The organism is Nakamurella lactea DSM 19367, assembly GCF_000426645.1.
In the GTDB taxonomy this organism is placed as follows: domain Bacteria; phylum Actinomycetota; class Actinomycetes; order Mycobacteriales; family Nakamurellaceae; genus Nakamurella; species Nakamurella lactea.
This window is the reverse complement of sequence record NZ_KE384550.1, coordinates 245,735-259,294: the sequence shown is the minus strand read 5'-3', so window position 1 is coordinate 259,294 and position 13,560 is coordinate 245,735. Positions and strand designations below refer to the sequence as shown.

At 70.6% G+C, this 13,560-nt stretch carries 9 protein-coding genes; 4 read left to right on the top strand and 5 right to left on the bottom strand.

The genetic code is table 11. From position 1 onward, the window contains the following. Nucleotides 1-67: 67 nt before the first annotated feature. On the top strand, nucleotides 68-2,269 hold the full coding sequence (locus tag K340_RS33165) for a (Fe-S)-binding protein (RefSeq protein ID WP_037366627.1): 2,202 nt from the start codon (nucleotides 68-70) through the stop codon (nucleotides 2,267-2,269). A gap of 251 nt (nucleotides 2,270-2,520) precedes the next feature. On the opposite strand, the gene K340_RS0124750 is transcribed toward K340_RS33165, so the two are convergent. Next, nucleotides 2,521-3,003 (bottom strand): VOC family protein, encoded by a 483-nt coding sequence (locus K340_RS0124750; protein ID WP_029138666.1) that lies wholly within the window; start codon nucleotides 3,001-3,003, stop codon nucleotides 2,521-2,523. 21 nt (nucleotides 3,004-3,024) lie between these two features. Further along, nucleotides 3,025-3,468 (bottom strand): helix-turn-helix domain-containing protein, encoded by a 444-nt coding sequence (locus tag K340_RS0124745; RefSeq protein ID WP_029138665.1) that lies wholly within the window; start codon nucleotides 3,466-3,468, stop codon nucleotides 3,025-3,027. Between the two features lie 160 nt (nucleotides 3,469-3,628). On the opposite strand from K340_RS0124745, the gene K340_RS33160 reads away from it, so the two are divergent. Then, nucleotides 3,629-4,927: a serine/threonine-protein kinase gene (locus K340_RS33160; RefSeq protein WP_084614941.1), complete on the top strand. Its 1,299-nt coding sequence runs from the start codon at nucleotides 3,629-3,631 to the stop codon at nucleotides 4,925-4,927. Nucleotides 4,928-4,952: 25 nt separating this feature from the next. On the opposite strand, the gene argG is transcribed toward K340_RS33160, so the two are convergent. Genes argG through K340_RS0124725 form a run of 3 tightly spaced genes read right to left on the bottom strand, consistent with a single transcriptional unit; the run spans nucleotide 4,953 to nucleotide 9,480 of the window. Continuing rightward, on the bottom strand, nucleotides 4,953-6,377 hold the full coding sequence (gene argG / locus K340_RS0124735) for an argininosuccinate synthase (protein WP_029138664.1): 1,425 nt from the start codon (nucleotides 6,375-6,377) through the stop codon (nucleotides 4,953-4,955). Nucleotides 6,378-6,422: 45 nt separating this feature from the next. Next, nucleotides 6,423-7,460: a hypothetical protein gene (locus tag K340_RS0124730; protein ID WP_029138663.1), complete on the bottom strand. Its 1,038-nt coding sequence runs from the start codon at nucleotides 7,458-7,460 to the stop codon at nucleotides 6,423-6,425. Nucleotides 7,461-7,497: 37 nt separating this feature from the next. After that, the gene (locus K340_RS0124725; protein ID WP_029138662.1) at nucleotides 7,498-9,480 is read right to left on the bottom strand and encodes a VWA domain-containing protein; all 1,983 of its coding nucleotides are present in this window, start codon (nucleotides 9,478-9,480) and stop codon (nucleotides 7,498-7,500) included. Between the two features lie 179 nt (nucleotides 9,481-9,659). Between K340_RS0124725 and K340_RS34805 the strand changes: the two genes are divergently transcribed. Together K340_RS34805 and K340_RS33150 are read left to right on the top strand one after the other, a co-directional pair. Then, entirely contained in the window at nucleotides 9,660-10,229 is a 570-nt protein-coding gene (locus tag K340_RS34805) for a hypothetical protein (protein WP_051267579.1), read from the top strand. A gap of 76 nt (nucleotides 10,230-10,305) precedes the next feature. Continuing rightward, nucleotides 10,306-13,557, top strand: a complete 3,252-nt coding sequence (locus tag K340_RS33150) for a BTAD domain-containing putative transcriptional regulator (protein ID WP_051267577.1) — start codon at nucleotides 10,306-10,308, stop codon at nucleotides 13,555-13,557. Nucleotides 13,558-13,560: the final 3 nt, after the last annotated feature.

Sequence of the window (13,560 nt, the reverse complement as noted above, 5' to 3'; positions counted from 1 at the left end):
AACGCTGTGACCGGCGCTGGTTACCGGCCGGTAACATGCGTGCAGATCAGGAGGAGTTGACCCGCCGATGACCGCACTGCAATGGATCCTCGGACCGCTGGCCGCGCTACTCATCGTGGTGGGGATGGGCATGCTGGTGCTGGCCGGTCTGCAGATCGCCCGCACCGTCCGACTCGGCGCTGCCGACCACAGCCGGACCCAGCCGGTCGGGCAGCGGGTCAAGGTCATGCTGACCGAGATCCTCGGCCACACCAAGATGCTCAAGTGGGGCTACATCGGGGTCGCGCACTGGTTCGTCATGGTCGGCTTCGGTGCCCTGGTACTCACCCTGGTGGAGGCCGTCGGGGAGACCTTCAACCCGGAGTGGGAACTGCCGATCATCGGCCACTGGTGGGGCTGGGGATTGTTCGTCGAGCTGATCGCGCTGACCACCGTGCTCGGCATCGGCACGCTGATCGTCGTTCGTCAGCTCAACCACCCGCGCAAACCGGACCGGCGGTCCCGATTCGCCGGGTCCAATTTCTGGCAGGCCTATTTCGTCGAGGCCGTGATCGCCGCCATCGGTGTCTGCATCTTCGGAATCCGCGGCTTCAAGGGGGCGACCGACAACTTCCCGTACCCGGTCTGGTCGGCGCCGATCAGCCACGGTCTCGGCAACATTCTGCCGGCCTGGCTGGGCGCGGTCTCGGTGGTGGCGTTCATCAAGGTCGCCGTCTCGATGGGCTGGGCGATCGTCATCGCGAAGAACCTGACCATGGGCGTCGCCTGGCACCGGTTCACCGCCTTCTTCAACATCTTCTTCAAGCGGGAACCGAAGGTGAACCAGCCCGCCCTCGGCGCGCTCAAGCCGATGCTGTCCGGCGGTGTGCCGTTGAACCTGGAGGAGGCCGACCCGGAGACCGACACCTTCGGCGCGGGCAAGATCGAGGACTTCTCCTGGAAGGGCTGGCTGGACTTCACCACCTGCACGGAGTGCGGTCGCTGCCAGTCGCAGTGCCCGGCCTGGAACACCGCGAAGCCGCTGTCGCCCAAGCTGGTCATGCTCTCGCTGCGCGATCACGCGTTCGCCAAGGCGCCGTACCTGGCGGCCGGCGGCGGCAAGGACATGGCGGGTGAGGAAAAGGCCACCCCCGAGCAACTGGCCGGGGTGCCGGCGGCGGCGCTGGCCGAGGCCGAGCGGCCGCTGATCGGTGGGCCGGACCTGAACGGGATCATCGACCCCGAGGTGCTCTGGGACTGCACCACCTGTGGCGCCTGCGTCGAGCAGTGCCCGGTCGACATCGAGCACGTCGACCACATCGTCGACATGCGCCGCTACCAGGTGATGATCGAATCGGAGTTCCCGAGCGAGCTGGGTGGGCTGTTCCGCAACCTGGAGAACAAGGGAAACCCCTGGGGGCAGAACAACTCCGACCGCCTCGCCTGGGCCAAGGACCTGGATTTCGAGGTATCGGTGGTGGATGGCGAGCTGGAGGCCGACACCGAATATCTGTACTGGGTCGGCTGCGCCGGCGCGTTCGACGACCGGGCCCGCAAGACCACCCGCGCGGTGGCCGAGCTGCTGCACCTGGCCGGTGTCAAGTTCCAGGTGCTCGGCGAGGGCGAGACCTGCACCGGCGACCCGGCCCGTCGGGCCGGCAACGAGTTCCTGTTCCAGATGCTGGCGCAGCAGAACGTCGAGGTGCTGGACGAGGCATTCGGGCTGCGTGCGCAGCGCAAGCTGGTGGTGACCTGCGCGCACTGCTTCAACACCTTCAGCAACGAGTACCCGGACCTGGGTGGCGACTACCAGGTGGTGCACCACACCCAACTGCTGAACAAGCTGGTCCGCGAGCGCAAGCTGGTGACGGTGGCCCCGGCCGACCGCGGCAGCGCACCCGGTGGACGTCCGGTCACCTACCACGACCCTTGCTACCTGGGGCGGCACAACAAGGTCTACTCGCCGCCCCGCGAGCTGGTGGCCGCTGCCGGCCTGGAGCTCACCGAGATGCCGCGGAACTCAGAGCGCGCGATGTGCTGCGGCGCCGGCGGTGCCCGGATGTGGATGGAAGAGAAGATCGGCAAGCGGATCAACCTGGAGCGGGTGGACGAGGCGCTGGACACCGGCGCCGAGCAGATCGCCACCGGCTGCCCGTTCTGCCGGGTGATGCTCACCGACGGGCTGACCGCGCGGCAGGCCGAGCCGACCTCCGACCGGGACATCTCCGAGGTCGAGGTGCTCGACGTGGCGCAGATGCTGCTGGCCGGCGTCAAGGGCGGGCACGCATAGCGGGGTTGTCCCGGGTGCCGGCCAGGGCGTAGCGGGGTTGTCCCGGGTGCCGGCCAGGGCGTAGCGGGGTTGTCCCGGGTGCCGGCCAGGGCGTAGCCGGGTTGTCCCGGGTGCCGGCCAGGGCGTAGCGGGGTTGTCCCGGGGCACCTGATCCGATCCGGCCTCAACTCTTGCAAAGTCCCTGGTCGACCTGGGCTTTCGCGGAAGTTGAGGCCCGATCGGACCGGTGCCCGGCGATACGCGCTCTCGCGTCAGGCGTCGGAGGCGGCTCGATCTGCGCCCGCACTCCAGCGTTCCCTGTCCGCATTGGTGATCTCGACCGGTCCGGCGGCGTGCTGGGTGATCCGGATCTGGTTGCCGAACGGGTCGCGCAGCGCGCAGTCGATCCCGTAGGGCTGCTCGGTCGGCTCCTCGGAGAATTCGACGCCCCTGGCGGACAGCTCGGCAAAGGTCTTGCGGCAGTCGTCGGTGCTCAGCACGCAGGCCAGGCCCAGAGCGCCCTTGGTGAGTAGGTCGCGCACCTGACCGGCAACCTGCTCGCTGAGGGCCGGCGGGCCGGGGACCTCGAGCAGTAGGTGGCGATCCGGATCGCTGGGCAGCGCAATCGTCAGCCAGCGCATGAAGCCCATGTCGACGTCGTTGGTGACCTCGAAACCGAGCTTGCCGACATAGAAGTCGAGGGCTGCATCCTGGTCGAGGACGGGGATCGCGGTGATGGTGATGGCGTTGAACATGGCCGCAACGCTAGCCGCGGGTCAGGCGAGTTGCTTCTCCGAAACTGCTCGATCCGACGCGGACGGCGTGGCCGTCGCCGGCCGCGTCCAGGAACGCACGAAACAGCCCGGAGCCGAGAGCGGCCCGCTGGACCGGCGGTAGGACGACGGCGATTGGCCGACTATTGCCTTGAACGTCCGGCTGAACGTCCCGGGGCTGACGAACCCCACCGCCAGGCCGACCTCGGTGATGCTCGGGGCGGACCCGCGTAGCAGCGCCATCGCCCGCTCGACCCGCCGGCGCTGCAGGTAGCGGTGCGGTGGTTCGCCGAAGGTGGACCGGAACTCCCTGATGAAATGTGCCGGCGACATCAGCGCGACGCCGGCAAGTACCGAGATCGCCAGCGGCTCGGCGAAGTGCCGGTCGATCGCGTCCCTGGCACGGAGCAGCCGGCGGTTGGCGTCCTCGGTCGCGCTCGGCCTCACCGCTCAAGACTAGGACGATTCAGCCGAGCTGCGCCCGGCGGGCCGTTTCGGCGCGGAACCGGCCGGATCACGTGACTGCACCCAGCTGTGCTGAAACCGGCGATCGGCAACTTCTCGAAACGCCGGCTCCGGCGGACGCTGACCTGACAGGCTGGGTGCCATGGAGAGCGCGCCCACCCGACGCCCGGCGACCGATGTGGTGGCCGGCCGCTACGCGCTGTGCGACCCGATCGACAGCGGCGGGTCCGGCACGGTCTGGCGGGCCTGGGACCTGGCCCGCGGTCGGTACTGCGCGGCCAAGCTGTTGCGCCGCCGGGACGCCGGACAGCTGCTGCGGTTCGTCCGTGAGCAGGCGGTGCGGTTGGAGGGCACCCACATCGCCAGCCCGTACGCCTGGGCGGCCGAGGACGCCGATGTGTTGATCGCGACCGAACTGGTCGACGGCGGCTCGCTGCACGCCATGGTGAACCGGTCGGGCCCGTTGGCAGAGCCGACGGTGGCGGTGCTGTTGGACCAGCTGTTGGCCGGCCTGCAGCAGGTGCACGGGGCCGGTCTGGTGCACCGCGACATCAAGCCGGGCAACGTGTTGCTCCGGGCGACCGGGACAACCCCGCTACGCCTGTTGTTGATCGACTTCGGGTTGGCCATCCGCGCCGACGACGCCAGGCTCACCGAGCTGGGCATGGTGATCGGCACCCCCGGCTACCTGCCGCCGGAGCTGGCCACCGGCGCCGGTCCGTCAGCCGCCCAGGACCTGTTCGCGGCCGGCCGTACCGCCGTCGCCGCGCTCACCGCGATCGAACCGAAAATCCGTGTGCGGCAGGAGTTCAGGACCGCCGATCCGGTGCTCGGGCGGTTGCTGGCGGCGCTGCTGGCGGAAGACCCCGATCAGCGCCCGCCGGATGCGACGACCGCCCGCCGCTTGTTGTCGGCCGCAGCGATGGACCCGCACCCGCGGACCATGGCGGGCGCGGCGATCACTCTCGGCCCGGTGCTGCCACCGTTGCCGGACGGCTGGGATCCGGTGCACGGCCCCACCTCCGCCGCCCGGATGACGCCGGCCCGGCTGGCGGTGGACCACCGGCCACGCGGCGCCACCATCATCGACACCGGCATCGCTGTCGCCCCGCCCGCAGCCCGACCGATGACCCCACCGGCCCGGACTCCGCGTCGGCCGAGCCGCTGGCCGGTGCTGGCCGGCGGGCTGGGGATCGCCATGGCGTTGGCGGCCATCGTGGCCGCGGTGGTGATCGGGCAGAACCCGCCGCCGCCCAACGGATCCGAGGACGCAACCGGGACCGGGACGCGGACCGTCCAGAGTTCCGGCGCGGCGACCGACCCGAACGGGCCATCGGCGGGGGACGAGTGCGGCTGGACCGACGAGGGTGACGAGGCGGCCGGGCCGGGCGGATCCGTCACCTGCGTACTCGGTGCCGACGGCAGCTACCACTGGCAGTGACGGACGTGCTGACGGCGGCCAGGGGTCAGTCGACGCCCGTCTCCATCGCCGCTCGGTCCAGGGCGTCGTCCTGGGCATCGAGGTCGTCCAGCAACGGGTTGGCCGAGATGGCCGCCGCGCCACCGGCTGTCAGCTCGCCGACCAGGTCGAGGGCGCCGGTGCCGAGCAGGCCCTGGGCGGCGTACAGCTCGAGCTTGGCGCGCGAATCGGCGATGTCGAGGTTCCGCATGGTGAGCTGACCGATCCGGTCGACCGGGCCGAAGGCGGCATCCTGGGTGCGCTCCATCGACAGCTTCTCCGGGTGGTACGAGAAGCTGGGGCCGGCGGTGTTGATCACCGACCAGTCGTCGCCCCGGCGCAGTCGCAGGGTGACCTCGCCGGTGACGGCGGAGGCGACCCACCGCTGCAGCGACTCGCGGATCATCAGCGACTGCGGGTCCAGCCACCTGCCCTCGTACAGCAGCCGGCCCAGCCGGCGGCCCTCCGCGTGGTAGTTGGCGATGGTGTCCTCGTTGTGGATGGCGTTCAGCAGCCGCTCATAGGTGATGTGCAGCAACGCCATTGCCGGTGCCTCGTAGATGCCGCGGGACTTCGCCTCGATGATCCGGTTCTCGATCTGGTCGCTCATCCCCAGGCCATGCCGACCGCCGATCTTGTTGGCCTCGTCGACCAGCGCCACCGGGTCGGTGAAGTCGCGGCCGTTGATCGCCACCGGACGGCCCCGCTCCCAGCGCACCGTCACGTCCTCGGTGTCGATGGCCACCGCCGGGTCCCAGAACTTCACCCCCATGATCGGCTCGACCACCTCCATCGATTCCGACAGGAACTCCAGCGTCTTGGCCTCGTGGGTGGCGCCCCAGATGTTGGCGTCGGTCGAGTACGCCTTCTCCGCGGAAGCCCGGTAGGGCAGATCGCGGGCCGTGAGCCACAACGACATCTCGTGCCGCCCACCGAGTTCGGCGACGAAGTCGGCGTCGAGCCACGGCTTGTAGACCCGCAACTGCGGGTTGGCCATCAGGCCGTAGCGGTAGAACCGCTCGATGTCGTTGCCCTTGAAGGTGGATCCGTCACCCCAGATCGACACCCCGTCGTCCTGCATGGCCCTGACCAGCAGGGTGCCGGTCACCACCCGGCCGAGCGGCGTGGTGTTGAAGTAGGCCTTGCCGCCGCTGCGGACGTGGAAGGCGCCGCAGGCGATCGCCGACAGCCCCTCCTCGACCAGGGCGCTCTTGCAGTCGACCAGTCGGGAGATCTCGGCGCCGTACTGGCCGGCGCGACCGGGCACGGTGTCGATCTCCGGCTCGTCGTACTGCCCGAGGTCGGCCGTATACGTGCACGGCACCGCGCCCTTCTCGCGCATCCAGGCGACAGCCACCGAGGTGTCGAGGCCGCCGGAGAAGGCGATCCCGACTCGTTCACCGACAGGGAGGGAGGTCAGTACTTTGGACACCCTGCAACTATATACGACGTAGCGTATAGATATCCAACGCACCCGTCAGTCGACGTGCAGCAGCGGGATGCCGATGGCCACGGACAGGTCGCGCGCCGGATGGCCGTCCGCCGTCGAGGTGCCGCCGGGCACGGCGACGATGTTCACCGGGGTGCCGGCGACCACGCCGTGCCAGTCCTGGCGCTCGACCAGGGACTGCTCGATCCGGCTGCCGACCGCGGTGCGCACGGCCGGAGTCAGGAACGGCAGGCCGCTGCGGACCCACTCCGCGGCCGGTTGACCGGCGGCCGGGGTATCGGTTCTGGTGCGCAGGCGGAAGCCGATGGTCACGATCTGATCGTCGAAGGATTCGAAGTCGACGACCTGATTGTCGCCGGCCCGGTAACACGACGTCGCGCACCCGAAGCCGGCCGCGGTCAGCTGTCCGATCGCGTCGCTCAGCGTGGTCGCATAGTGGCCGCCGTCGAACGGCCAGCTGCGGTCCTGCAGGCCGGGAGTGCGCACCCGCAACGCGAGTGGCCACCCGGTGTAGAACGACAACAGCGACCAACTGGCAACGGACGTGCGCGCCTCATGAGTCAAGTACTGATCGTCCGGATCGGACGGCGGCAACGGGCGGTTGCCCATCAAGGTGTGCGGCCGCGCGTTCTCGACCAGGCCGGCGATCACGCTGCGCTGCTGTGGCCACAGCCGAAGAAACGAGGCGTCCAACAGGGTCCACATCCGGTCGGCCGCATCGGAGGACGGCAGGTCGATGTCGGCATATAGCAGGTCGCCGTTCGCGGCGACCTGCAGGTCGATCCGGACGCCACGATCGTCGCGGACGTCACCTCCGGCCGAACGACAGGCGATCTGCACGGCAGCGACGTTCCGACGCGGCTGCACGCACCAGTACCCGATTGATCGCAGTCCGGCGACCACCGTGCGGGCCTGGCCGGCGACAACGTCTTCGGTGGCGACCGAGGACTCGGACAGTCCGGCGTGGTCGTACGGGGCCGAGGGGCCGTTGACGGGGGCATGGGCCATCGTTACCCAGGTCGCTGCGATACCGCCGCCGAGCAGCACCACCACCCAGACGATCACCGCTGCTCGTCGGGTTCGCCACCTGCGATTCCCCACCTCAGCCCCCGGCCGACGGCGGCGCACCGGACCGCACGGTCCGGCGGCGGAGCAGCGCGACCAGCGCGGCGATCAGCAGGGCGGCGGCCGCGCCGGCCAACCCCCACACCCAGCCCGGCGTTGCCGACCCCGCGACACCGGCGGCATCCGCAGCGGTCCGGTCATCCGTCGCCATGGGGCTGACGGACGTCGGCGGGGTGCGGGTCCGGCCGGAATCCTCGGCCGGCAGGTACTGCGGGGCGGCTTCGGCCGCCTGCGGGTCGGTCGGGGTGGCAACGGTCAGGGTGAACGGCACGGTCAGCTGCGCCGCCTCGTCGGACGGCGACAGGCTCAGCACCAGGTAATAACTGCCGGCCACGGCGAAACCGCGAACCTTGTCGTCGTCGGCCGAGCGGTTGCCGTACCGCACCGCGGTCGCCGAACTGCCGTGCAGGCCCTGCGGCACCCCGTCGCCGTCGAGCTGGTAGCGGAACGATGACGATCCGTCCGCGCCGACCGCGACCGGGGCGCGCAGCGGGTTGCGCAGCTGCACCGACACCGTCTCGCTCGCCGCGTCGACCGGGGTGCCGACCCCGGTCGGCGTCAGCCGGTAGTTCAGCCGTTGCCCCCAGTCCAGCGGTACCGCGTAGAAGCGGGTCTCGCCGGCCACCAGGGTGTCCGAGATCGTGCTGCCGGGAGCCAGTCGGACGGCGGAGCCGAAATCGCTGCCTCCGGTGGCCGGCGCGACCTGCCCGCCCGGCTCCGGCGGGTCGAGATCGTCCTGCACCGAGCCCGGCTCCAGAGCGTCGTCGCCGGCCACGCCCGGCTCGGCCCGGAACTCCAGCTCCACCGGCAGTGCCGCACCGAACCGGTACTCGCCCAACCGTTCTGCCCGCAGGTACACCGGCGTACCGGCGTTGCAGGCCTCGGCCCAATCGTCACTGTCCGGTCGGACACCGCCGACCTGCGCGGTGAGCAGCGGCAGCGGGTCGGACCCACCGGGGGAGGTGGATCTCTCCACGGCCGGCAGGCACGGGTCATCGGCGCCGTTCACCAGCGTCAGTCGCAGGCCCAGGCTGTGGTAGTCCTCGCCGCGGACGTCGCCGATCAGCGTTGCCGAAGCCCACGGCGTCATCCCGGCGGCGAACGGAACCCGGTAGTACCGAACGGTTCCGCGCTTGGTCTCGCCGTCGGCGCTGTAGCTGCCGCGGGTGAACGAGCCGTCCAGATAGCTGCCCGGGGTCATCACCGGTGCGGCATCGGACGACTCCGGGGTGCCCTCGATCGGGATACCGGACGGACGCAGCGGCACCGGTTGACGCTGATAGCCCGCCGCCAGCGCGGGTCCGAGCTGGTCGGTGATGGTGCCGTCCGCGGGGTCCGCGTCGAGGTAGCGACCGCCGGTCGCGGCGGCGATGCAGCGCAGTTGGTCGGTGTCACCGCTGTCGGCGTCGATGCCGAGGACGTGGATGGTGAGTTCCGGTGCCACCTCGGCGAGTGCCCTGGCGGTGTCACACGGCTCGGGGGTGGCGCAGTAGTCGTAGCCGTCGGAGACCAGCAGGATGGTGCGCTTACCGGTGTCCGGCAGCGCGGCGGCGGCGGTCTGCAGCGCCTGTCCGATCGGTGAGTAGCCGGACGGCTCGATGGCGTCGATGGTGTCGCCGGCCGCGTCGGCATCCAGCGGCGCGACCGGCTGCAGGACCGAGACGTCCCGGCAGCCGAGGTCCCGTTCGGACGCGTTGGGCCCGGTGTTCGTGCCGTAGGTCTCGATGCCCAACCGGGCGTCGTCGGGCAGGGCGCCGATCAGCTGCCGGACAGCGGATCTCGCGGTGTCGATCCGTGGTCGGCCGTCGGCGTCGTCGAGCGCCATCGATCCGGACGCGTCCAGCACGATCATCAACGGGGCTCGGCCGGTGTCGTCCGGGTCGGGCGCGGCGGCGGCCAGGCCGGTAGACCCGCCGAACAGGCCGCCGGCCAGCAGCAATGCGGCGACAGCACGGCGCACGGCCGGAACCTCCTCGGATGCCAGGGCGACGGCCCCACCGTCGGTGGGGCTCTGATCACTATCCCGGTCGGGCGGGCCCCAGGAGGCAGAATCGGCGGATCGAGGTGGGGCCCGAGATCCGGGGGTATTCAGGGTCGGCCGGCCTGCTCGGCGGCGCCCCGGCACGTACCGTACACGGTATGACCGCACCCCAGGATCCGTCAGCGCAGAGCACCCCGGCGGCCGAATCCGCAGCCGCCTCCGAGGAGCCGTCAGACACCATCGAGCGGCCCGGCGAGCCGGACCACGGACCCGGTGACGAGGTGGTCGACGGTGAGGTAGTCGACGGTGAGGTGGTCGACGGTGGTGAGCAGCCTGACGAGGCGCCGGACGCCGCAGGGGATGACGGGGATGACGAAGCGGTGGATGCCGACCTGGTCGACGCCGCCCCGGGGGAGACGGCCGACGTTCCCGCGGAAACGTCCGCCGGCCAGGTCACCAGCCCCGTCGCCGCCCCGGTGGCGGCCCCGACCTTCGTCGCCCCGGTCGCGCCGCCCGCATTCGACTACACCGACGAAGGAGTGCCGACACTCGACTACGTCCGCGACAAGATCGAGGGTCGCTGGGGTACCGCGATGGGTAGCACGGAGCTGGCGCAGGAGTCCCAGGCCGGCCGAAAGCTGCAGGACGCCGCCGACGAACGCGCCAGGTTGGCCGCGGAGAAACTGGCCGAGCTCCGGCGCCAGGTCGACGGTGGCAGCAAGGGCTGACGCACGGCTGACGGGGACAACGGGCTGACGAGGATATTCGCCGAAGCAGCACCATCCGCTGTGCAACAGTGGTCGGGTGCAGGTCGGAATACTCGGGCCCCTGACGGTCGAGCTCGACGGTCGGGTCGTCCCGGTCGCCGGCGCCCGGCTGCGCGCACTGGTCACCCGGCTGGCCCTGGCGGCGCCGCGCGCGGTGTCTTCCGACGAGCTCGTCGACGACCTCTGGGGTGACGCGCCACCCGCGGATCGTGCGAACGCCCTGCAGTCGCTGGTGTCGCGGGCCCGCCGGGCCCTGGGGAGCGGGTCGATCCTGCAGGTCGGGAACGGCTATCGACTGGCCGCCGCGCGCGACGACGTCGACGCCCACCGGTTCTCCGCGCTGTGCCGGCAGGCAGCGCCGGAGGTCGCGTCGAATCCGGCTGCCGCCTCGGAGCTGCTGACGGCGGCGCTGCGGCTCTGGCGCGGTGAGCCGCTGGCCGATGCCGGGGCAGCGGACTACGCCCTGTCCCCGCGGCATCGACTCGGCGAGCAGAAGATCAATGCCGAGGCCGACCGGCTCAGCGCTGCCGTGACGCTCGGCGAGAGCGCGGCGGTGCTCGCCGAGGTGCAGGAGATCGCCGCGGCGAATCCCTTGTCGGAGAAGCTGATCGCCTTGCACATGCGGGCGCTGGCCGCCTCCGGCAGTCCCGCGGCGGCACTCGACGCGTACCAGCGGGCCAGGAGCTATCTGGCCGACACGCTCGGTGCCGACCCGTCATCAGAGTTGCAGCAACTGCACCTTGACCTGTTGCGCGGCAACGGAACGACGGACGTTTCCGCAGCCGCGCCGGCGCCAGCGCGGGACAACCTGCCGGTGGCGCTGACCGGGTTTGTCGGGCGGGCCGATGAATTGGCCAGGATCGACGTGCTGCTGGAGCAGTCCCGGCTGGTCACGGTGATCGGCCCGGGCGGGGTCGGCAAGACCCGGTTGGCGGTCGAAGTGGCCGCCAGCCGCGCCGATCGGCACCCGGACGGCAGATGGCTGGTGCCGCTGGCCTCGGTCACCGATCCGGCGGGCATCGTGCCGGCATTCCTGGACGCGCTCCGGCTGCGCAGCGCGCCGAGCATCGACCGGCCCGAGGGCGCGATCCGGGACGGCAGCGAGCGGCTGATCAGCGGGTTGCGTGCAGCGGACGCGCTGGTCATCGTCGACAACTGCGAGCATCTGATCGCCGAGGTGGCCGAACTGATCGCGGTGATCGTCCAGAATTGCCCTGGGGTGCACGTCCTGGCCACCAGTCGGGAACCGCTGGGTCTGCTGGGCGAGGCTTTGTATCCGGTGCCGCCGCTGGCGGTTCCGCCCGATACCCCGACCGTTGAGCAGGCCAGGCTCTCGCCGGCGGTACAACTGCTGGAGGCCAGGGCCGCTGCGGTCCACCCCGGCTTCGCAGTGACCCAGCAAAACCTGTCGGCCGTGCTGGAGATCGTCCGGCGGCTGGACGGCCTGCCGCTGGCCATTGAACTGGCGGCCGCCCGGCTGCGGTTGCTGCCCGCGGCGCAGGTGGCTGCGCTGCTCTCCGACCGGTTCCGGCTGCTCTCCGGCGGCAACCGGGCCGCACTGCCGCGGCACCGGACCCTGTGGGCGGTCGTCGACTGGAGCTGGGACCTGCTGGACGACACCGAACGTCTGGTGGCCGAACGACTCTCGGTGTTCGCCGGGGCGTGGACCGTGCCGGCAGCGGCGGCCCTGTGCGCCGGACTCGGGTTGGACCAGCCGGCGGTCAGGGACATCCTGCTGTCGTTGGCGGACAAGTCGCTGTTGGAGACACCGGACGGCGCGACGTTCCGGATGCTGGAGACGATCAGGGACTACTCCCTGGTGCGGTGCACCGAGAACGGCGGACTGGACGCCGCCAGGCGCGCCCATGCCGCGCACTACGACGACCTGACCCGGCGGCTGGCGCCCAGGTTGAGGAGCGCGGCACAGCCACAGGCGTTGGCCGATCTACAGGAGGCACACGCCGACATCGCCGACGCCATCAGGTATCTGACCGATTCGGGCGAGACGATCAGGGCCAGGACGGTGGCCGGCCGGCTGACCTGGTTCTGGATCATCACCGACCGCGGCTTCGAGCTCATCGAGCAATTGGGCGAACTGGCCAAGGTCGAGCCGATCAATGACCCGGTGGCCCTGACCCTGTCGGCGTTCTGCCTGATGGCCGACATGGCCGTCGGTGTCGAGATCGGTGACGTCGAGCAGCGACGCAGCCAGGCCGGCGATCTCGCCCGGCGGATGACGCAGGCCGGCCCACTGACCGGCTCCGCCGCCATGTTCGAAGTGTTGCTCTACTACTTCTCCGGCGATCTGCCGACCGCGATGACCCTGACGGACCGGCTGGTCCGACATGCCGCGGGCGGCTGGTCGCGGGGGACGGCCCACCTGATGTTCGCCATGTTCGCCGAGAACACCGGCGACCTCGAGGAAGTTCGCCGGCGGCTGGATTTGGCCTGGCGCGAACTCGACGGGCATCCGGACCGTTGGGCCAGGGCGGCATTGATCAACCTGCGCGGACGGATGCGCCTGCTGGACGGCGACCTCGATGGCGCGGTCGCGGACGCCGAGAGTGCGCTGACGGTCTCGATCGGGCTCGGCGCCAGGGACGACGAGCTGCAGACCCGGTTGCACCTGAGCCAGTTGTACGCGAGCCAGCAGCGGTTCGAGCTGGCCCACGAACAGATCGATCTGTTGGAGCAGATGTTCCTCCGCTCGGCCATCTCGTTCCCGTCGGCGATGGGCGGCTGGGAGGTGTCGGTGCCGGTCGGCCGGTTGGCGATCCTCGAGCTGCAGGCGGATGACGAGAGAGCCGGGCCGATCCGTGAGTACCTCGATGCCACCCTGGCCACAATGCCGCGCCCCGACGGTCATCTCGCGGCCATCGGCTGGTGCGTGGTGGCCATGTCGTGGGCGCGGATCGGCGAGCAGGACAAGGCGCTGCGGGCGCTGCGGTTCGGCTTCCCGATCGCGGCAGCCACCGACGACCGGCCGATCATCGCCACCTTCGGTGAGTCGGTCGCGGTGGTGGCGGCCGCGGCCGGTGCTGCCGAGGAGACGGCGGAGATCCTCGGCGCCGCAGCTCGGTTGCGCGGCGGGCAGAACGCCAACGACCCGGTGCTTGTCCCGGCATTCGCGTTCGCCCGGAAGGCGCTGGGCGACACCGCGTTCGATGCTGCCTACCAGCGCGGCCGGCAGCTGACCATGGAGCAGGCGATGGTCCGGATCGATCCGGCGACCGGGACGGCCGAACCGGCGGCCCGGGAATCCCGGACCGCCGGCTCGATATCGCGGTAGCTG

Coding starts and splice junctions, on each gene's coding strand:
- K340_RS34805 (WP_051267579.1), top strand. CDS start 9,660: ATGACCGCACCCCAGGATCCGTCAGCGCAGAGCACCCCGGCGGCCGAA.
- K340_RS0124750 (WP_029138666.1), bottom strand. CDS start 3,003: ATGTTCAACGCCATCACCATCACCGCGATCCCCGTCCTCGACCAGGAT.
- K340_RS33160 (WP_084614941.1), top strand. CDS start 3,629: ATGGAGAGCGCGCCCACCCGACGCCCGGCGACCGATGTGGTGGCCGGC.
- K340_RS33165 (WP_037366627.1), top strand. CDS start 68: ATGACCGCACTGCAATGGATCCTCGGACCGCTGGCCGCGCTACTCATC.